A 20,265-nucleotide genomic window follows, 5' to 3' on the forward strand; every position below is an offset into this window, starting at 1 on the left:
TTTCTTAATAACAAAACCCAAAGCTTAATAGGCTCTGGGTTGAATTAAAACATAGTTGTTGTTAATCAATTTCTGTTTAGAAATTGTATTGCAGGCTTAACTTCGCATTGATTCCTTCCCCTGTTCCAGAAAAAGTCTTTAAAGGAGCTGCCCATTGTGATCTGGCTGGCAAATAAAACTCATTCAACAAATTATTGATAGCCAAAGAAAGGCCTAGATTTTCTAGCATTTGATAGCCAGCAGACCAATTTACAAGAGTATATCCTTCTACTGGAAACTGGGTATGTCTATAGGTATAATTTCCTGCTCCATCCAGATATGGATCAAATCGATCTCTATCTCCCAAAGAGGTCATACGAAGTGAGGTACTGATTTTATCACTATGGTTGTAAGTAATATAGGCTGTCAATTTGGGAGCGTTAATGACATCACCGCCAAGGTAGGTTAAGGTGCTTCCACTGTCAGTACTTTTGTTGACCCCTTCAACATAAGAATAGCTCATTCCCAAAAGTAGTTTACTGGCAAATGCTCTATAGTCCAATGCAACTTCAGCCCCATAGATATTCTGTGGCTGTTTTGAGGGAACAAAGGAATTAATGGATTCGTCAAATATCACACCGGTACCCAAATTTGATGTACTATAATATCCCACTGCCTCCAGTTTGAAATTATTGAACATGGATGTAAACCCAAATTCAAAATTCTCAGTCACGGCCGGCTCGAGCTGAATATCGTTGATATTGGATGCGGTAGCAGATCTCAAAACAGAACCTAAATCAGAGATAGAGAAACCCTGGGAATAACTAACATATGGAATAAATTCCTGATGCTTAATAAATCTAAGCCCTGCGTTAATTGATAGGTTATTAAACCCAATGACTCCTCCTTCAACTGCTACTGAAGGAGTAAAATTACCGTCGCTAAGGGCAGAATATGGAAGGGTATTATAATCATCAATATTCAATCGCATATCATCATACCTCATCCCAACTTTAAGCACCCAATTTTGGTCAAATTTGACGGTAGATTGCAAATACGGAGCCCAACTGAACATATCAATATTGGGAACCCATAATCTACCATCGAGAAGTCCTTGGTTCGTTTTGTCATTCAATAAATCCAGACCATAAATCAAAGTAATGTTTGTGGAGCCTTTGGTTGGGATATTGGAGGTGAAATTTGGTCTGATACCGAATTTTTCTGCATTGATCACAGATTGCCCTCCATTCTCGAATTTGTCTGAATAAAAGAACACATTTTTGGTGTTCTGATAATATAGATCGGTGGCAAAATCGGTGGAACCTCTAAAAATCGAGTAATAGTTATACGTTAACTGTCCATTGATCAATTTTGAGCCAGTTGGTTCCTCTCCTTCAATGGATCCCTCGACTCCGTATCCTGGAGTTAAGGTATAATCACCATTCTCCTGTACCTCAAAACTCGCTGGAACAGGTATAAAAGGAGTGTCCTGACGTGAATTATAAATATTCCCTCCCAAAGTAATTGACTGTTTATTTGATAGCTGATAGTCAATTTTCGCTAATCCGGTTACGATTTTGGTATTATCCAATCCATAAGTTGGAAGGATCACATCACCATTTGCATCGTATTTATTTCCAGTTTGTTCAAAACTACCACTTACTAAATAGCTGAATTTATCCAATTTTCCTTTTAGGGATTGGTAAACCCCATATCCCAATGCATCCTTGGTTCTAGCTAAATTGGACGTGCCCCACAGACTTGTGGTGCCTTCGATTTTTCCCGAAGCATTCGGACTTTTGGTAATGTAGTTGATAAACCCTCCGTTTCCTCCGTTACCAAAAATTGAAGTAGCTCCTTTGATCACTTCTACTCTGCTTATATCCAAAGGACTGACAGATTTGATTCCGAGTTGCCCATTTCTCAAAGGTGAAGATTGAGGAATCCCATCGACCATTACCAAGAGGGAACGGCCTCTCAATGTTTGTCCCCAATTGGAAAAAGTACCTGTGGAAACACCCAAACCTGGAACTGCAAATTCCAGAATTTCACTGATATTACTTGTAGATTGACTCAGGTCTTCCAACTGTTTTTCATTCACAACAGTAACGGAAGCGGGGATTTCCGAAAGAAATTCTGAATGCCTGCTCGCAGACACGACTATTTCATTTAGGTTGGCTTGATCTTCCTTAAGAACCTGAAACCATTCTAACTTTCCTTCACCATCAACTGTAATTTCCACTACTTCTGTCAAATAACCGATCATACTGAAAGAAACCTTGTACGGTCCTTTGTCCAATCCGGCAATTTCAAATTTACCAGTATGATCCGAGACTGCTCCTTTTTGCAAAGATTGGACATAAACACTAACTCCAATAAGTGGCTGGTCCTTTTGATCGGTGACTTTTCCAGTTAAGGAAGATTGTGAGAATGCGCTAATTGAGAATAATATCGCAACTATTGTTAAACAATATTTCATTTTTATTTAGATTAATTACAAATACTACGCAAATCTAGCCTTGAGAAGGAAATTAACAAACATTAATTTAGATTAAGTTTAAACAAAGCGCATAAATAACTATGAATCAATATTTTGAAATTTCCATAGAAATTAAAAGTTGGTAAATTTTAAATCAATTGAGATTTTGATATTCCTGCGGAGTTTTACCGGTATATCTTTTAAACAACCTTGAAAAATGTTGCGGGTGTTTGAATCCGATTTGATAGGCCACGTCACTTACTGAATTCGAGTTATCCAGAAGCAAATCTTTTGAAATCTCAATGATTCGATCTTGAATGAATTCACGTGCGGACTTACCTGTTTGCTTTTTGATTAAATCCCCAAAATAATTGGATGACAGATGTAATTCATTGGCGAAAAATCCGACAGTAGGCAACCCGTCTTTTTCAACCGAATCAGAGTGATAATAATCAAAAAGACTTTTTTCGAATTTTTCAAGAATCCCAATTGAAACATGTTCCCTGGTTATGAATTGTCTTTCATAAAACCTGCTGGAATAATTCAACAGCAATTCAACATTATTAGCAACAAGTTTCTTACTATGAGTGTCAATGTTTTGGGACAACTCATTCAGAATATTTCGAAAGCAGGTAAAAATAACTTCACTTTCCATCTCCGAAAGATGAAGTGCTTCATTTACCTGATAGGAAAAGAAGCCATATCCAGAAATCTGTTTGTTAAGTGAAGTACCTAATAGAAAATCAGGGTGAAAAGCCAAAGCCCACCCGTTGGGTTGATACAATCCATCCTCCTCAATCCCCATTATCTGACCTGGGGAAATAAACATCATGGTTCCATCCTGATAATCGTAATGCTGCCTTCCATATTTGACTTCACTACACTTTTTGTCCTTGTAAAAAATAATGTATAATTCAGAGAGCCATTGAGTTGGTTTAAGCAAAGAAGATTTGGATTGATCCAATACCGTAATTAGAGGATGCAATGTTTTTTGACCTCTTTCCTCATTGAATTGGCTTACCGTTCTTAACCTGACATTTTCTTGCTTTTCCATGGCTTCACCTTCTTTTTTTAAATTAATGAATTCTTTTGAGTACAAATGGTTCACCTGGAGCCAACACCACAATTCGATTGGGATTCACAATAGCCTTTTTTAGTTTTTCCGGATCACCATTAAAAGGTGAAAAGTCAGGAGCATCAATCGTCCCCCAATGATGTAAAATAAGAGGAGTTTCAGGATAAGCATTAGCCAATTTCACAGCTCCCTCAAATGTAAAATGCCATTCACTATCAGAAAAATCAAAAAGAATAGCGTCGGGAGTATCCATAGCTAAATGCTCCTCAAGTAATCTTGAATCTCCTGGCATCCATATAGTCCCATCCTTGGTCTTTATCCAAAAACCTGCTGAATCCTCTTTCTTGAAAATTCTATCAGAAGCCCCTTCCACATAATTCTGCCAATCATGATCTGCAGGAGTCAATTTTACTTCAACGTCATTGATTTGAAACTCTTCGCCAATCTGGTGCCCCTCTGAGCCAAACCCTAAATTATTCATTAAAGAATCAACGTATACTGTTGAATGGAAAATCTTGGTTTTAGGATTTAATACATTCAAAGTAGGAATGCTGAAATGGTCATTGTCCGAATGGGTAATTAATACAGCATCCAAGGACGGCACATTTTGTGGAGATATCGGAATATCAATCATAATTGGCATATCAAATCCCTGCATCAATGGATCAATCATAAAGGTTGTTCCTCGACTATTGATTAAGAACCCAGCATTACCAAGCCACCTAATCACCGTCAGGTCAGTGGCTTTAAAAGCTTCCTTTCCAAAAGGAATCGAAGCAGCAGGACGGGCCTGAATATTTTTTTTGCCTACCAAACCAAGTTGGAGTTTCGAAGCCAGGGAAAAAGGAACTACCTCATTACTCTGTATGTCTAAAATCATCCCTTCAGCAATTTCCATGAACCTAAGGTAATGTGAAGAAGTTTGATGGGACGCATGGGCATCTTTGGAAGTAAAAGTCTCTATAACCGTAATTTTTGTTGAATCGATCTGATCCTGCACAACATAAATTTCCAAAACTCCCGGTTCTTTTTCGATAGCAGTATTGATATCCTCAAGTAATTCCTGTTTGAATTTCGATAAGTCACCAGCATCAACCTTTAGGTTAATAATCCTCATAAAAACTGGAATCTCTTGGGAAAGCCCTGTTGAAACGACTCCCAAATTCAATAGTAAAACGATCACAAACTTACTCATCTATTATTATTTCAATTTTTGAAAAATAAGAGACATCGCCGATGGATCTATCACATTCATATCGACAAGCTTCAGCTCTTTCACCATATGTAAAGTGCTTTTTTTGTAATACTGAAAATGCTCGGAAGCAATATGAGATTGATAGGCTTCTTGATTTTGGTAGAATTCCAGAATCCTGATTTGAGTTGGGTTTTCTTTTTGGACTAATGGAAATATTGAAATTACTCCAGGCTCATTATTTACCGATGCATTGGATTCTTCTTTTAAGATCGAGATATATTCGTCAAGGAATTCAGGGAAAATTTCAATCTCTGAAATCCGTATCAAATGTTTTTCAGCTGGATGAGGGCTATTAAAGGTGGAGTCTATATTCGACTTCTCCTCAGGTATTTGGTCTACGTTATCTTGTGAGTAAACCGCAACGTGCTGGACCATAAGCATAAATATCAGAAGTGAGAAAACTTTCATGGTTTATAAATCAATATAATCTTTCACAAATCTCTGATAATCAAACCTAATTCAACCAACCCAAATTACAGGATTTCAAACCCGAAAGACTGATTTTTCGGTAAAAAAAAATTGAGGGAAATTAGGATCTCCCTCTAGTCTAGATTTTATCAAAAAGAAATCAGCTTTTATTTCTTTAACTTTTCCGCAACCGAATCATAGTATTCTTGAGAAAGAACCTCGGTCCAAGTAGTGGAAGTATTTCCTCCATATAAAGCTAGATATGTAACATCACTATCTGCATTGGATCTTTACGAACTCTGTAACCTCCAATGGTTTCCAAATCAATCCTTCTATTCATCAGAATTTGATGCCAGAAGAATATACGCTATCGAACAATGGGCTCACTGTAACTTTTGTAGAGATCCACCATCATACGGGAAGCCCATGTTCCCCTAGGGCCAGGCCTTCTTCCATCAGTCTGCAATCCGAGCTGGCCACGTATGGATGACTTGACGGAATCCCTGTCGAATATTTCCCCTTCGATTTTTTAGGTATCCAAAGCTTCATTACTCAACAAAGTGACCCGCAATTCATCCATATCATCAGAAGACATACCACTAAACGAACCTAAAATCAATCCTGTATTTCGATGAAATTCACGTTCCAAATGTGTGAATGCGGCTACGTCAAATGTAAAGTTTGGCCAATCCGGCCTCTCCCAAATCCATTTCATGAGCTATTGAAATTATTTCTATAGCTCAATAATACGAGGAGTATGAGTTATTGAATTGCTTTCTATCTCTCACAATTAAATTAAGAAAGAAGTACATGGAAATCTTATTGGAACACCTACTAATTTGTTATTGGAAAAACAGGTCCTGAAAAGTAAAACAAATAGTCGATTTCAGTTTCGACATATTCTTCTGTAAAAAAGTCATACACCTGTTGGCGAGTCTCCATCCGGATGGATTTATCCTCAGGAAAATAGTCCAAGCTTAATACTTCGAATTGACTAAGGAAACTTTTTGGGTTTGTTGAATAAGCTCCTTCGCCCCCGTAAAACATTAATTCCAAATCGCCATTTTCTTTCTGATTCACAATCCTACGCGAAAAACCACATCCCTTAATAATTTCCCACTCCTCTGTTTTTGGGTTGAACCAATCCCAAAACATGAATGTATCAAAATCCATAATTGGAGTTTGTTTATTCAGACGCCATTCTATTGAAAATTCTCCTGGTCCACACATTAAAAAACTAGCAGCATGCTCGGTAATTTGCTCACCTGTATCGCTGAAATCTACTGGAATAGAAGAAACCATTGATTCTACAGTATATATGCCATACGGATCCATGAGGGGTTTTTCTAGTTCCATACTACATCCAATCAAGGAGAATAAACCAAAAAGAAATGTAATTTTTCTCATAGATAAATTTAAAAAATTAATTTCACTTTTATCATTATCGGAAATCATGCAAGTAAGGATCATTTTAAGGTAAAATTGAACTTAAAAACGGATTAAATCAGAACCAGATTTAATGAGCATTCCGAATTGATTGTAGGGTAAAATTTTATAATTGAAAACCATATCGAAATATATCAGGGAATTGATTGCAAAACTCAAATTGAAGAAAAGTTTGAAAAAGAAACAGTATGGTTTTCTTAGGAGCAATTTGTAGAACTTTTTCAAAGAGACCAATCGGTTATATCTTGGCAGCTTAAGAAAATATTTAAAGAAGGTGAGTTGGATGAAAAAAGCAAAATGCAAAAAATGCATATTGCTTCTTCAGACAAACCTGTAGCATTTTTTAATCTAGCGATAATCCTATCAGTGGGTTACAGAGTCAAATCTCATAAGGGTACACAATTCCGCCAATGGGCAACCGGATTAACAAAAAGGCAGGTAATATTTCCCGAATTGAAGTACTATCAAGAAGTGATTCAGGCTATGATATCTTATTTTGAATCCGGGGTATTTGGAAAGAAAACGATGGAAGTTTTGAAAGCGAAGTTTCACAGATCAGCAAAGGCTAGGGTGAGAAGGACTTCTATCCTACCTTTGAGGAAAAAGCGGCCACACTCCTATATTTAATTGTAAAGAATCATGCATTTGTTGATGGAAACAAACGAATTGCTGCTGCCTGTTTTCTACTCTTTTTACAATCCAATGAATTGCTGAATGACAAGAAAGGAATTTCAATAATCAGCAATGATGGGTTTGCAAGCTTGAGATTATTCATCGCTTCCAGTAAACCTGAAAGCCTGTCCCTGCGAATGTCGGGAAAATGGAAACGGTAAAGAAATTGGTGATTAGTGTTTTAAATAGAAATAATTAGAATCAATCAGTAAACTATGAACCCATGGTTTAAAAAGAAAAAAATTTATCTAATGGGGAGCTCAAAGCTCCCCATCGTCTGCGAAAGAGAAATATCCTTCGGAAGTAACGATTACATGATCCAGTACAGGAAGATCGAGTGCCTTGCCAACTTCCACTAATCTTCTGGTCAATCTTTTATCCTGTTCTGAAGGCATCAGATTACCGGAAGGATGGTTATGGCTGACAATGATCGATTGGGCACAGGCTTTTAGTGCAGTGGCAAAAACCAGTTTACAATCTACTACGGTACCGGTAGTTCCTCCCTTTGAAAGGGTACAGACTCCCAATACCCTATTGGCACGGTTCAGAAGCATCACTTTGAAGTGCTCGACAAAGTCCAAGCTTCCTTTATCCCAGGATTCAACCAAGACTTCATACACCTGTCTGGAACAGGCCACCTTGGGTTTTTGACTTGCTTTAACCGTGTTACTGTAGCTCAACTGTATTTCAGCTACGATACCTAAATCAATTTTTCTTTCGGAAGTCTCCATAATCTTTTTCGTTTTTGTGGAACAATGAATTATGAAGCATCCCCAGATCTAGGGCGACAAAGACCTGAAGGAAAAGGAATAAAAAGTGAAGCGAAGCAAACGGCTTTATGCCGGAAGCTTCAGGTTGCTCAGAGCCCTCGATCTAATTTTCTGAGGAATTCAAAGGACCAGAAAAGGAATAACCCAGAATTAGAATTTTCTTGTAATAAATTTGAACTGGGTAGAACAAGATTGAACACTTGTTTATAGTGTTTTATTGAAGGAAAACCAAACAAGAAAAGTAAAGGTTTATTTTGAATTAATTTCAATAGTTTCGAGGAATTTAAAATTCATTCATATTTGCCCTTAGGGGCCAATTAAACATCTATGGTGTTTAAAATTTTTGATGGGATTTTTATATCCTTAAAATGAAAAAAACTGCGGAAACCGCAGTATTTTAAACAACCCAACTTCTTTAATTATGTTTCATTCATCACTTGAAGTTGCCCCAACTGGATTAACTATATTTTAAGATAATTTAGATCCATTCAAAATGTTAATCATGAATTGTTGTTGATTTGTGTACCCATTAATAATCTTTATCAGATCAAAAAATATTCTCGTACTTCTCCAATACACACTCCTTTCTGTCAAAACAAATTTTTAATAGTTTACCTGTACTCACCTTTACATACAATTGTAGTATTGGAATAGAATCATGAAACATATAATCTCCAAAAAACTTTCTATTTGTTAGTAATATTATATTTTCTTTAGAATCAAATGTCCATTGACCTTGCTCAACTATTGGATTTTCAATTTCACTTCCATAGCAATCATTTAGTATAGAGTAATTTCCATTTTTGTTCAATACCAAAAGGTCAGGACATTCAATCTCCTCTTTTTTTATTTCCTCTGTCCCTATATACAACCAATGGCCTATTAAATCTTTTTTAATATTTTGGGAGCAAGTTCTATTATTAAATAGAAATATCAATAAAATCAAATTAAAACTTATCTTCATAGTTAAATTATAAATTATCGTCCAAAGAAATATGGAGTTGGATCAACCCAATTCCCTTTTACCATTATCTGTAGATGAATGTGTGGAGTTATACCTTTAGAGTAACCTAATGTACCTAAATTAGCAGCTGTACCAATTATTGTTTGCCCATCTGTAACATTATATTTTTTCCATGGATTCTCACCGGAAGGAATATTAACATATAATATTCGTACCTTATCAATACCTACGGTCGAGTTAGAAGGTGTGATATCGATCATAGGCGTTCCAGAGGTAGCCCCAGTATAATTCACAGCACTACCTGTAACCGGGGACACCAAATTTTGCCCCACTGTAGTTAATATATCAATACCCATATGCTTCCTGCCACCTCCATCTCGAGAGGCTCCAAAGTGTCCACTCCCATAAGCATCCTGCCCTCTTAATGCTCCACCGCTTGGATTTATTAAATCACTTCCATGGTTTTGAGCTCTTTCCTCTAGCATTAAATTTGGTAGAGATCTTTCTGGAAGGGTCATACTTGAAGCTATATTTTCATTTATCCTCAGACCTGCCTTTTGCCGTATTTCATTATTTACTCTATTTCTTAAATCTTGTTGTTGTTTTGCTCGTTCGGCATTTCTTCTCTGGATTTCTTTCCCTCCGCCATTTGGGGAAATTGGCATGTTTACGTCTTCAGGGGCTAAATACCCATCAACATTAATTCCGCCCATCACTGAATACGCCTCCATCCCATCCAGATCTATAAATATTAAAGGATTATTCAGTGCATAATTATAAGGGCTCTGTCTTCTAGCCTTTTCTGTAAGTGGATCCGATACAAACCACCTACCAATCGCAGGATTCCGGATACGCTTCGCTATCGGGACAGGCTATAAATCCTGGCTCCAAAATCATATAAATTAACGCCTGGCCGTTTGATTCCCGTACTCCATGCTGGCTCTATGCTAAAATGATCAAAAGGGATCATTTCTTAACGCTCAGTCTTTATTATTAAGACATGGATTCACTTTGATACCATCATATTTGTAACCCAGCCTTGAAAGTTTCACTCCTTAAGGATCAAAATGTGTCTCCCTGATGATCTATTGAACTATGCTTGTTACGACAAATTGATCTAATCATACATTTTCACTAGTTTTTTGACAACAAAGCCTAAATATACTCATCTTTATTTATGTCTATTTTTAAATTTAATAAATATTAAAATATATAATATACCCAAATAATCCACAGAACTATTAAAGGTCCAAATATAGAAAGTAAGGTATATTTTAATATATAACTCCCATTAAAAGCACTATTTTTAATACTAATTTTTAAATTATCTATATTATAATATAAATATATTAAATTAACCATTAATGCTGGTAAAAAATACAATATAATCAACATTAAAATATAATTAACGAAATCTGAAAAATAAGTAAAATTGATTTCATAGAAAAAAATATCGAAGAATTTTTGAATTAACATCATAATTACAAAAAAATTACATGCCAACAAAAAGCTCATAATAATCAAAGATGTTCTTATGACCTTATTCTCATTATTTTCTTTTAAGCTGACTCTTTTTATGCAATCTGCCCAAATATTATAAAACATAGTTATTCAATTAAAAATCTTCATCCCAATTAAACTCATTATTTCCATAATAAGGTATTCCATTTTGATCTATATAATTTGGAGCATACTTCAAATCATTCATAGATTTGTAGAAAGAATATTGAATATCTAAGGATTGATAACCAAGTCCAGCCCACCCTGCTATTCTACCTACAACCCCTGTACCGAAACCCAATCTTTGAAGTATTGTTGAAGAAATTCCGGTAAAACCTAGTGTAAAACCAGTAATATTTTCAACACTTATATTTCTAACTCCTCCATCCCTATACTCGTTATAAGCATCATAGCCAGTTAATGTTGTAGCAGCAAGCGAAAGTCTTAAACCAAATCCTTTTAAATTATTTGAACTTGATTTCATCCCATCTAAAGAATTGTTAAATGCGCTATCCGTTGCTTTAACAATTGAAGATATTACCTCATAATTAGATTCAATTTTGGATGCAGTTACTGTAACTTCAGGCAAGGTACTTCCTTCATATAGCTTGCTTTTATCTGAATCTTGACAAATGCATCTAATCAGATCCTCATCTGGATTAGGCTTATCAAACTTTTTATATTCATCATCAAATAAACTCATACTCTCACCAGATGGTACAATGCCACCTAGGATAGAATAAGGTTCCGTTCCATCTGGATCTATAAATCTGATAGGGTTGTCAAAAGCGTAATTATAGGGAGAATGTCGAGTCATTTTTTCAGCCATCGGATCCAAAACAAACCACCTACCAATCGCAGGGTCATACATTCTGGCTCCAAAATCATATAAATTTACACCTAAGTGGCCGTTTGCCTCCTTACCATTATAAAGGTATGGATTCACTTTGATACCACCATATTGATAGCCCAGCCCTGAAAGTTCCACTCCCCAAGGGTCATAATGAGTTTCCTGGACAATCAGAGGCCCTGTACTTAGTATTCTAAACTGGTCAAACCATACATTATCATTAGTTTCATTGACCAAATAAGCCTCTATATAACCGTCTTTCTTGACAGCTATTTTCTGGACCAGTTCCTCATGTTTGTTTCTTGACTTCTTACTTAGTAAAACTTTTCCCTGTTCATATAAATTGCTATCTGCGTCATACAAAGCATAGCCCATATACGCCTCTGGAACAGGTTTTTGTTTGAGATTGGTAACTACTAAGGCAATGATATTAGCAATCGCAACTTCATTGGGACCAGAGGACAAGTTCTGTCCATATTCAGTCAATTGCTGGATCAATTTCTTGTCCATTCCAGTCTTGACGAAGGTAGCGGGACTCAGTCTGAACCGTCTTGGGTCTACATATTTACCAAATACACCCAATTCTATACTATCTCCTAGCTGTACCTCTTGGCTTCTGGATGGCCCCAAAATCCTACCTCTATCAGCATTTAGCCAAGCTGTAGCATACCCCCCCGGAGTTTTGTTATGCTCAGCCGAACCTTGCCTTGATTCCTTGATGTTTTTGAATAATTTCTCCTCATCTTCGGCATTCTCTGGTTCCATAGTTGCTATTCTGGCTCCAGATAGTGGAGCCCTAACTACCTGTCTCACATTCCCCAGGTGATCTTTGATAAAGAATTCATACTGAAAAGCTGAACTTTCATAGGATGCGCGGCCTTCTTCGTGTATCAAATAAGAAATAGCACTGTTTTCAAATACGAATTCCCCTAGGTAATCGATCGTTTTTATGGTTGCCCCATCTGTATTGACCTGACGAACCTTTACACCTTCAGCGTTATACCAGTAGTCAATCTTTTTATTGGTACCGGAAAAAGTAATGGTTTTAGGAAGGTTGAGATGATTATAAGAAACAGATGTAATGTCCTTATCCGAATTTGCTGTCAGATTTCCATTATTATCATAAGAATAACTAGTAGTACCAAGGTTTTTGAAATCTTTTGAAATATAAGTGTTGGTAGGTTGATTATCATTGACATTGCTAAGTTTGTTGCTATGCGTCGCATAAGTATATGCCAGATTATCCACAAGTGCCCAGATACTCGCAGTTTGTTGGTTGACTCTCTGCAAAGTTGTAATGTTACCATTAGCATCATAGTTAATATAACCTAGATTATATCGTCCGTTTTGAGAAGTGATAGTTGGCACGGTATAATTCGCTGTCTTAATTCTATTGGCAGCATCATATGTATAATCATATATTCTTTTGGTATCATCTTGCCCTCTCCATTCAGCCCTTGATATATTTCCATTGTATTGTGGAGAAGTACCTCCAGATTCATAAAATAACTCCTGAGCAAATACTTTATCTGAGCCATTGCTAGTTTGAGGATTGTTAATTCGCTTTAGCCATCCTCTGATATTATAGGTATAACTCATAGCTGCATTACCAGCTATAGGAAATGTTTTATTAGTCAGCATACCTAATTGATCATATTGGAAATTAACCAAAGTAACCGCTGGATCTGAATTGATTTTATGGGTAATGGAGGTCAATAAGCCTGCATTGTTATATGTGTAATTTCTGGTAATAGTCTGGCTACCCGGTGAAGTTAATAGTGTAATTGTCTCAATTGGCTTGTTTTCAAAGTCATATCGAGAAGATGCCCTTATAGTCCCACTTAAATGATGATCTTCATAAGTTTGAATCAATCTTCCCAAATCATCATAATATATGGCTGTTTCATACAAAGTGTTGTTTTCAAGATTACGAACCAGTTTCCCAGTAAGTAATCCATGGGTTTTGGTCGTTTGATCGTGGTATGACGCATTTGGTTTAGAATAAGTCAGCGTACCCTTTCTGAAATTGTAATTATCAAAATAATTCACAGTCAACACTTGTCCTTCACCTCCATCTACAGTTCTAGGAAAACCCCCTGCATTGGTAGTTCCCGTTTTACCAGAGGTAGCATTGATTACAGCATTATTGCCTCCCAATGTATTGATTGTAGCTTGTAGTGAAGCAAGGGTTGCAGAATTCGTAACCAGCCCGGTCATTACTTCCCTTCCCAAAGCATCGTATTTGGAATAAAGCCATTTTCCCTGAGCCATTAAATTGGCATCCCGATAAGCTACCAAACGATCCTGGAGATCATAAACCATTTCCTCTATCCCTTTGTCTGGAAGCTTTTTACTAATTTGTCTTCCTCGCTCATCGTAAGCATAGAGGTAATACAAACCATCACGTATTGTGGTAGCGGTTGAACTTTGACCATTTGTAATTATTTCATAAACAGCTTTAGGAGGCATTACCACGCGTAAACGTCCAAAGGAATCATATATATAATAGGTGCATAGCCAGCCTGTATGGGTAATAGATGGGCTCCCTGATTCCTGAACTTTCTTTAAAATCAATCTTCCCAGTTTGTCTTTGTATTCAATTACCCGACGCAGGTCTTCATCAAAAACCTCTGTTTTTGTCAAAGTTCCTGTTGCATAATTGGCTGAGGTAACCGGTAAACCGGATCCATCCAGAGTCCAGATTCGCACCTCTTCGGTTGCCGAATTGGTCATCTCATTGATTTGGATATCCTTTCCTGTCCAGGCGGTTCCTGGAACACCCTGTTTGATCACGCGGTTTAAAGGAGAGGACTCAAAGGTTTTATCTGCATAGCCTTTGGAATCACTGTATGCAGATGTATAGTAGGTAGAGTTTAAAGAAGCTGCATTGGTCCGGAATTTTCCTTTGGTCCCAGAGTCGTTATTTGGGAATGGCAAATAATCCCGATATTGTCTACCTAGGGCATCAAAAGCTAGGCTTCCGATTACATCAGATCCATCAGTCGAAGCAGAAAGTTGGACTGTCTGAACTGATCTACCCAACCCATCGTGATAATTGGTGGATTTATAGGAAATCTTTTGTAAAGAACCTCTCAGTGAAAAGCCATTTGTCAGTGTATCTCTTGAATTGTACTCCCTAACCCAATTCAGGTTTTCCGGATATAAATATACCCATACAGGCACCTTTGTCGTGAGACAGCCAGTTGAAGTATGATAATATGCCAAATAAAACAAGCGAGAAGAAGTAATTATAGGTGTACTTAATATCTGGCTGCTGGACATAAGAGAAACACCGTCGGTATCAAACCATCTGTATGTAAAACCAGAAGGCGCCACCTTTGCAGTCAAGTTTACAGAGTTGCTCGAAGTTAGGGTCTCCGATGCCGCAGAAGGGATAACAGTAGTGCAGGCAGATGAGGAAACTATCTGTGCCTGTACTGTCTGAAAGTAAATTAGGACAATTAGTAGTGTAAAAAATGGCTTCATGATCCTAAAAGTTTTAAGAATAATACATTAAAATCTTCTTGATCTTTATTCAGTGGCCTCCATAGTTGTCCTTGCTCTTTAAAGGTAATCTCATATAAAATATCTCTATTCTCAAAATTTAGCGTTAATGTCATGGCATTTTCATCAAAGAACCATGTACCCACCTGTTGATTTATAATTCCACTCTCGTACCAAACCTTCAAATAGCTTTTATCTTCTCTGAGGTGGCAAATCCAGGATTCTGTTTTTTTCCAAAACTGCTTCTCCTCCTTAATCCCAGCTTCATCTGGTTGAAAACTTTTTCCGATAGGCCCTTCTAGTTTTTGGTTGGGAAGGTCATATTTCCAAATACCAAACATTTTTTGGTCTCCTTTAAATAGACTATCACTTTGAGTGATTACCTGGGCAAAACTTGGTATGGTAAATCCCAGTAGAATTAGTAGTATAAAGTATTTCATTGCAGTTCGGATTAATATTTGACGAAGGTGTATTCGTAATGCTTTAAAACATGTCCAAGATCATTGGACACCGTTTCCAACCTTCCGTATGGATCATATTTGTAGAATATCCCCTGGTTTCTTGGGTCTAATTGAGATCCTATTCCTACTAAAGGACGGTGAGTATAAGTAGTCATTTGACTCATGGTAGGATGAACCCTTAACTCATCTACAATTGTCCCAGACCCACTGATAGTTATACTTCCTGTTCCACTTACTTCAACCAGTCGCCATGTATTGTCAATTGTTCCTGTATATGCGGTGCCATTGATTGTCAGAGTACCTGCTGTTCCTGAATTCCTCCTCATCCAAAAACTAAGCTTATAAGTTCCAGTTACCGATTTGCTGATCTGACCGTTATTTAGAAGATATACTTTATTGCCCGATTTAGCCTCACCCGGCATAACCGGAGATTCTACCCCTGCATAAGTCCATCCTCCTTTTTCTGATGTCTCAAATGAGGTGTAGGCAATATTTCCAAAAGTGGTATTACTGGCTTCAGCAACAACATATTCTCCCTCATACCCATAAAGAATAGCATGAGTGCTTCCATCTGAAAGGTTGTATTGTATAAGATTTCCTCTTGAGTCATATCCAGTCATGGACATCCTAAGTTTATATCTTGAGTCCCTCGTCAGAGAATTGGTACCAGAAGTGGCAACTACGGAATAGGCTGAGGTTAGAATTGGAGAAGCAGTTTCCAAAAAGTATGCTTGTGAAGGCAGGTACCAGTTTGTACCTGAAACAAGACTATAGTTAGTAACCTGACCGGCCACAATAACATTGGATTTAGAAACCTCACGTACTTGAGTATACTGCTCAACAGGTGTCAGAATATTTTTCAACAGCAACTGGCGAAGCGCTTCAGGATAACCTGTATAAGTTGTATTTACATTTACAATATCATAGTTATATCTGGTTACATTCCTTATTGATTGGGGATTGGGCAAGGTGCTGTTTTCCTCATAACTGGTTTTGAGATATGTCGGGTGAAAATCGCGAGTAGTTAGGTTTTCAACAGAGTCAGATCCATAATAAAGCGTCTGTTTGGAAGAAGTTTCGAGATAGACCCCAGCATTCTGAGTAAGTGTAGCAATCATATATCTATGTCCATCGTATGGATACCCCCCTCCTGTACCCGGGCAATAGTAAAAAAAGCCTCCAATTTCCTCTCCAATAATGACCTGAGCCCCAGCCTGCTCGATATTTAAGGTCTGCCCTTTAAACTTCGTGTAGGTTTTAGTAGTCACCTCCTTCAAGGCATTGAGGTTGTCATATTTTAGGACTTTGGTCAACTTTCCCCTCTCCCAACTTTTCCTGTTTCTCCAGGTTTTATTTGAATATTGGACAGTAAATACACCGTCAGGAATCAAGGTATTGTTATCAAATTCATAGATTGTTTTCCCGTTTGCAGTTGTACCATTAGCATATTCAGATATCCTGGTATAAACCACAGGACTGTCATCATAGCCGGGACCAACAACAGAATTAGAAACCCAGGATCTAACCCTAAACTGTCTTTGACTTTGTCCACCACTGGTTAAGTCTCTTTTATATTGGGTAGTTAAATAATGGAAGTTTCGAACATCAAAGTTTTTATGTCCAAACCCGTCGTCATTGTTTCCATACCTGTATAAGGTACTGTAGCTGTTTTGCCCATCATTCTTGATAATTTTCTTGATTCTAAGACCAGCACCATATTTCGTGACTCCACCATCTGAATATTTATGTGGCTCAAACTCAAACTCTGTATATCCGCCAGTGGGAAATGTAATTCTCTTAAGTACTCCCTGTTTATAAAAGGTAGTATCTGTATCCCTATTAGCCCCTCCAATTGGGATGGTAGTCAAACCTGTTCCACTGTTTGCCTGGTATTGTACAGTCTCGAATGGAATTAAATTTGAATTGTTGAATTTCCCATTGAAAAACCCAAAGTGATCTCTTTGATTAGAACCCTGGACAGCATCCCAAGAAAAAGTTGTAGTCTGATAGGTGAAATTATATTTATTAATTAAGGTATTAGAAGCATCCCGAACTTCCAGTCCATCCAACTTTAGGCGTACATCAGAATTATTGGATGCCAATTTGAAATTCCCTGAATTGAGCAAGACGAATGTTTTTTCCAAAGAATATTGTCCATTGAGTTTTGAATAAATTTCAATCTTACTTAATCGCTCCACATTAGGGCTTCCTGGCAAATCGGTTCGTGCAGCTCCCAAAACAAATCGCACCATACCAGTTTTGAAAAAAATCGTGTCCAAAGCCAGTTGGGAAATTGAGCTTGAAGTTGAAACAAATGTAGTGACTGGGCTGTAGGAACTGCATGGAAGTAAAGTAGCATCACCTGTATTGCATTCATCCATCAAGGTTATGTTGGTTTCAATCTCTGATGTATTGATGGTCCCCAAATCTTGGTAATTAAACGTCACATAATCATCAGAATTCTGGGTTTTTATCTCTTGAAGATACCAAGTCGAAATAGCTGATGTATAAATAGAACCCGATGAGCTACTTAATAACTCCTGATTTCCACTTTGACCGTTCCAATCAGCCCCAAAACGGTACATCAACCCCTCGGTATCCGTGATGTCAAAGTAATTTGGATTCCTTACAAGTTTGATTGCACTTTCTGGAAATAGCAATGGAGCTTGCCCACCCTGTCTTAAAACAAACCTTCCACTTGCCCCTGGATAATTATAGGAAAAAAGATCCGGCTCTCTGTCATTGGTTCCTGTGGCAGTAAGTTCCTTGTAGTTAAAATTTGCGCAAAAATTAAACGGATCTACATTGTAATCATTGGTAATGGACAAAAAATTCAATTCATCTGGCTTACCGTTAACTGTTCTGGTTACCTGTCCTCCTGCTTGAATGGACCATCCTAAGCCTACCCAAGAAGCTTTGTCTGTGTATCTTATACCTCCTGCATGATAGGTTAATACAATTGGAACCTTTATTGATCCTGCATCTATTTCAAAAATAGGAATGCTGATGTCTGGAATTCCTGTATAAAGATTCACATTAAAATCACCATACTTCTGAATTCCTGCAGCGTTGGGTGAATTTTGGGCTGACTTAGGTGTATTCTTTTGAACCTGCGCTGCGACATCTGAAGGCAGCTGGGCCAAGCAAGTTTGGAAATGAAAAAAATTCAATAAAAACACTAAAATCAGACTACGAAATAGAAGTAAAGATTTTCTCATTTGGGCTACAAAATTTCCACAAATGAGAATTTTTTAAATATTCCGAACAATACCCAATACTGGGTATTTCATTATTCATTTTTATTGATTATCAAAATATTATTTTGTTATAAAGTGTTTACAAAGAATATATGAAATACAAAATTTTATCTACTTTCTCAATTTCATATTAAGAATTTGACCTATTTGATAGTAAAAAATTAAAAAAATCAGTTTAGGATTTAACTATCTCAAACTGGAAAGAAACCGCTAAAAAAAGCCTCAAATTGACCAGATTTTGAACTATTAAATGTATACACAACCAAATAAAATATGGAAATGGTTTTTTGATGAAATCAAAAAAAATTATGTTTCAACAAAAAAATTTTAAAATAAATTTCAAATCCAATTCCCTCAAAAAATATTTCAACAAAATTTGAGGTTTTTTGAATCTTTTAGGGAGTGATTAACTGAAAATCCATTTCATTTTTAGGCATCATAAATCCAGTTTTTTGAATTGATTCTCAAAAAAAATTAATTAAAAAATCAGCATTCTGATTGATTGCAACCAATTATAATTCAAGTGATTATTAATTTCTGAAATTATAAAAAAAGAGTCCCTATAGGACTCCTTCATCAGCAAAGGAAAAGTATCCTTCTGAGGTAACGATCACATGATCCAATACCGGAATATCCAGTAGTTTACCGGCATCTTTAACTCGATTGGTTAATCTTTTATCCTGTTCTGAAGGCATCAGATTACCGGAAGGATGGTTATGGCTTAAAATCATTGAAGAAGCATTTGCCTTGATGGCAGTAGCAAGGATCAACTTGATATCCACCACGGTACCGGCAGTTCCACCCGTTGAGATGGTCACCATTCCCAAAACCCTATTGGCACGGTTCAATAGCATCACTTTGAAGTGCTCGACAAAGTCCAAGCTTCCTTTATCCCAGGATTCTACCAATACTTCATATACCTGTCTGGAACAGGTCACCTTGGGTCTTTGACTTGTTTTAACCCTGTTACTGTAGCTCAACTGTATTTCAGCTACGATACCTAAATCAATTTTTCTTTCGGTAGTCTCCATAATCTTTTTCGTTTTTGTGGAACAATGAATTATGAAGCATCTCCAGATCTGGGGCGACAAAGACCTGAAGGAAAAGGAATAAAAAGTGAGGCGAAGCAAACGGCTTTATGCCGGAAGCTTCAGGTTGCCCAGAGCCCCTTGATCTATTTTTCTGAGGAATTCAAAGGACCAGAACAGGAATAAATTTTATGACGATCAACCGATTATAAACAGTATTCAGTTTTAACAAACCAGAATTAATGGATGACACTAATTCAAAAAATCAATTTAAATCAAACTCGGGTAGGTAACCTGATTTCGAGTCGCCTTTATCAATGGAGGACTGGTTAAAGGCTTTTCTTTATTATTTTGTAAAATTTTAAGGATTTGCCTTAATAGCTAATCCTGACTTAATCTTAATTTCAATAAAATGGGCTTCATTCATTAGAAATTAAAGGAAAATCAAAGTTAAAATAGCAAGGTATATTGGATTTGAAATTCAAAAAACCCAAACCTTCTGAAGGGTAATCCCAAGAAATATACACGAGCCAATTATTCTACAATTCATTGGAGGTTCTCTACAGATAATTGAAAATCAAACACTTTATCAGGAACCTCATAGCCTAAGAGAAAAC

The 20,265-nt window shown here is 36.9% G+C and carries 16 protein-coding genes; 3 read left to right on the forward strand and 13 right to left on the reverse strand.

From position 1 onward, the window contains the following. Nucleotides 1–76: 76 nt before the first annotated feature. The 6 genes from J0A69_RS15630 to J0A69_RS15655 form a co-directional block, all read right to left on the reverse strand. On the reverse strand, nt 77–2,458 hold the full coding sequence (locus J0A69_RS15630; protein WP_206587534.1) for a TonB-dependent receptor: 2,382 nt from the start codon (nt 2,456–2,458) through the stop codon (nt 77–79). 154 nt (nt 2,459–2,612) lie between these two features. Beyond that, on the reverse strand, nt 2,613–3,512 hold the full coding sequence (locus J0A69_RS15635) for a helix-turn-helix domain-containing protein (protein WP_206587535.1): 900 nt from the start codon (nt 3,510–3,512) through the stop codon (nt 2,613–2,615). A 22-nt stretch (nt 3,513–3,534) separates the two neighbouring features. Beyond that, nucleotides 3,535–4,728 carry an MBL fold metallo-hydrolase gene (locus J0A69_RS15640; protein WP_206587536.1) on the reverse strand — a complete coding sequence of 398 codons (1,194 nt, stop codon included), beginning with the start codon at nt 4,726–4,728 and terminating at the stop codon, nt 3,535–3,537. 6 nt (nt 4,729–4,734) lie between these two features. After that, nucleotides 4,735–5,196, reverse strand: a complete 462-nt coding sequence (locus J0A69_RS15645) for a putative quinol monooxygenase (protein ID WP_206587537.1) — start codon at nt 5,194–5,196, stop codon at nt 4,735–4,737. Nucleotides 5,197–5,725: 529 nt separating this feature from the next. Next, nucleotides 5,726–5,911 (reverse strand): DUF4172 domain-containing protein, encoded by a 186-nt coding sequence (locus J0A69_RS22590; RefSeq protein WP_236032909.1) that lies wholly within the window; start codon nt 5,909–5,911, stop codon nt 5,726–5,728. A 119-nt stretch (nt 5,912–6,030) separates the two neighbouring features. Further along, nucleotides 6,031–6,651, reverse strand: coding sequence for a hypothetical protein (locus J0A69_RS15655; RefSeq protein WP_206587538.1), 621 nt, complete (start codon nt 6,649–6,651; stop codon nt 6,031–6,033). A 297-nt stretch (nt 6,652–6,948) separates the two neighbouring features. On the opposite strand from J0A69_RS15655, the gene rhuM reads away from it, so the two are divergent. After that, on the forward strand, nt 6,949–7,269 hold the full coding sequence (rhuM, locus tag J0A69_RS22595) for a RhuM family protein (RefSeq protein ID WP_236032952.1): 321 nt from the start codon (nt 6,949–6,951) through the stop codon (nt 7,267–7,269). Continuing rightward, nucleotides 7,269–7,475: a Fic family protein gene (locus J0A69_RS22600; protein ID WP_317194877.1), complete on the forward strand. Its 207-nt coding sequence runs from the start codon at nt 7,269–7,271 to the stop codon at nt 7,473–7,475. Before rhuM ends, J0A69_RS22600 begins: the two co-directional genes overlap by 1 nt. A gap of 99 nt (nt 7,476–7,574) precedes the next feature. Here the strand turns inward: J0A69_RS22600 and J0A69_RS15665 are convergent, their stop codons facing one another. From J0A69_RS15665 to J0A69_RS15695, 7 genes are all read right to left on the reverse strand, one after another. Continuing rightward, the gene (locus tag J0A69_RS15665; RefSeq protein WP_206587539.1) at nt 7,575–8,045 is read right to left on the reverse strand and encodes a JAB domain-containing protein; all 471 of its coding nucleotides are present in this window, start codon (nt 8,043–8,045) and stop codon (nt 7,575–7,577) included. A 586-nt stretch (nt 8,046–8,631) separates the two neighbouring features. After that, nucleotides 8,632–9,048 carry a hypothetical protein gene (locus tag J0A69_RS15670; protein WP_206587540.1) on the reverse strand — a complete coding sequence of 139 codons (417 nt, stop codon included), beginning with the start codon at nt 9,046–9,048 and terminating at the stop codon, nt 8,632–8,634. A gap of 14 nt (nt 9,049–9,062) precedes the next feature. Further along, a complete protein-coding gene (locus tag J0A69_RS15675; protein WP_206587541.1) occupies nt 9,063–9,779 on the reverse strand; it encodes a hypothetical protein in 717 nt (238 codons plus the stop codon). Between the two features lie 884 nt (nt 9,780–10,663). After that, nucleotides 10,664–14,884: a DUF6443 domain-containing protein gene (locus J0A69_RS15680; RefSeq protein ID WP_206587542.1), complete on the reverse strand. Its 4,221-nt coding sequence runs from the start codon at nt 14,882–14,884 to the stop codon at nt 10,664–10,666. Continuing rightward, the gene (locus tag J0A69_RS15685; protein ID WP_206587543.1) at nt 14,881–15,243 is read right to left on the reverse strand and encodes a hypothetical protein; all 363 of its coding nucleotides are present in this window, start codon (nt 15,241–15,243) and stop codon (nt 14,881–14,883) included. The genes J0A69_RS15680 and J0A69_RS15685 overlap by 4 nt, the downstream gene beginning before the upstream one ends. 110 nt (nt 15,244–15,353) lie before the next feature. Next, a complete protein-coding gene (locus J0A69_RS15690) occupies nt 15,354–18,506 on the reverse strand; it encodes an RHS repeat domain-containing protein (protein ID WP_206587544.1) in 3,153 nt (1,050 codons plus the stop codon). Nucleotides 18,507–19,180: 674 nt separating this feature from the next. Further along, nucleotides 19,181–19,651 (reverse strand): JAB domain-containing protein, encoded by a 471-nt coding sequence (locus J0A69_RS15695; protein WP_206587545.1) that lies wholly within the window; start codon nt 19,649–19,651, stop codon nt 19,181–19,183. 24 nt (nt 19,652–19,675) lie between these two features. Here J0A69_RS15695 and J0A69_RS15700 point away from each other — a divergent pair, with 24 nt between their 5' ends. Then, nucleotides 19,676–19,834, forward strand: coding sequence for a hypothetical protein (locus J0A69_RS15700; protein ID WP_206587546.1), 159 nt, complete (start codon nt 19,676–19,678; stop codon nt 19,832–19,834). Nucleotides 19,835–20,265: the final 431 nt, after the last annotated feature.

This window comes from Algoriphagus pacificus, assembly GCF_017254845.1.
In the GTDB taxonomy this organism is placed as follows: Bacteria; Bacteroidota; Bacteroidia; order Cytophagales; family Cyclobacteriaceae; genus Algoriphagus; species Algoriphagus pacificus.

Excerpts from the sequence above, each read along its gene's own strand:
- J0A69_RS15695 (WP_206587545.1), bottom strand. The coding sequence starts at position 19,651 with ATGGAGACTACCGAAAGAAAAATTGATTTAGGTATCGTAGCTGAAATA.
- J0A69_RS15640 (WP_206587536.1), bottom strand. The coding sequence starts at position 4,728 with ATGAGTAAGTTTGTGATCGTTTTACTATTGAATTTGGGAGTCGTTTCA.
- J0A69_RS15680 (WP_206587542.1), bottom strand. The coding sequence starts at position 14,884 with ATGAAGCCATTTTTTACACTACTAATTGTCCTAATTTACTTTCAGACA.
- J0A69_RS15645 (WP_206587537.1), bottom strand. The coding sequence starts at position 5,196 with ATGAAAGTTTTCTCACTTCTGATATTTATGCTTATGGTCCAGCACGTT.
- J0A69_RS15685 (WP_206587543.1), bottom strand. The coding sequence starts at position 15,243 with ATGTTTGGTATTTGGAAATATGACCTTCCCAACCAAAAACTAGAAGGG.
- J0A69_RS15665 (WP_206587539.1), bottom strand. The coding sequence starts at position 8,045 with ATGGAGACTTCCGAAAGAAAAATTGATTTAGGTATCGTAGCTGAAATA.
- J0A69_RS15700 (WP_206587546.1), top strand. The coding sequence starts at position 19,676 with ATGAATTATGAAGCATCTCCAGATCTGGGGCGACAAAGACCTGAAGGA.
- J0A69_RS15675 (WP_206587541.1), bottom strand. The coding sequence starts at position 9,779 with ATGGAGGCGTATTCAGTGATGGGCGGAATTAATGTTGATGGGTATTTA.
- J0A69_RS15630 (WP_206587534.1), bottom strand. The coding sequence starts at position 2,458 with ATGAAATATTGTTTAACAATAGTTGCGATATTATTCTCAATTAGCGCA.
- J0A69_RS22590 (WP_236032909.1), bottom strand. The coding sequence starts at position 5,911 with ATGAAATGGATTTGGGAGAGGCCGGATTGGCCAAACTTTACATTTGAC.
- rhuM (WP_236032952.1), top strand. The coding sequence starts at position 6,949 with ATGCATATTGCTTCTTCAGACAAACCTGTAGCATTTTTTAATCTAGCG.
- J0A69_RS15635 (WP_206587535.1), bottom strand. The coding sequence starts at position 3,512 with ATGGAAAAGCAAGAAAATGTCAGGTTAAGAACGGTAAGCCAATTCAAT.
- J0A69_RS15670 (WP_206587540.1), bottom strand. The coding sequence starts at position 9,048 with ATGAAGATAAGTTTTAATTTGATTTTATTGATATTTCTATTTAATAAT.
- J0A69_RS15655 (WP_206587538.1), bottom strand. The coding sequence starts at position 6,651 with ATGATTTCCGATAATGATAAAAGTGAAATTAATTTTTTAAATTTATCT.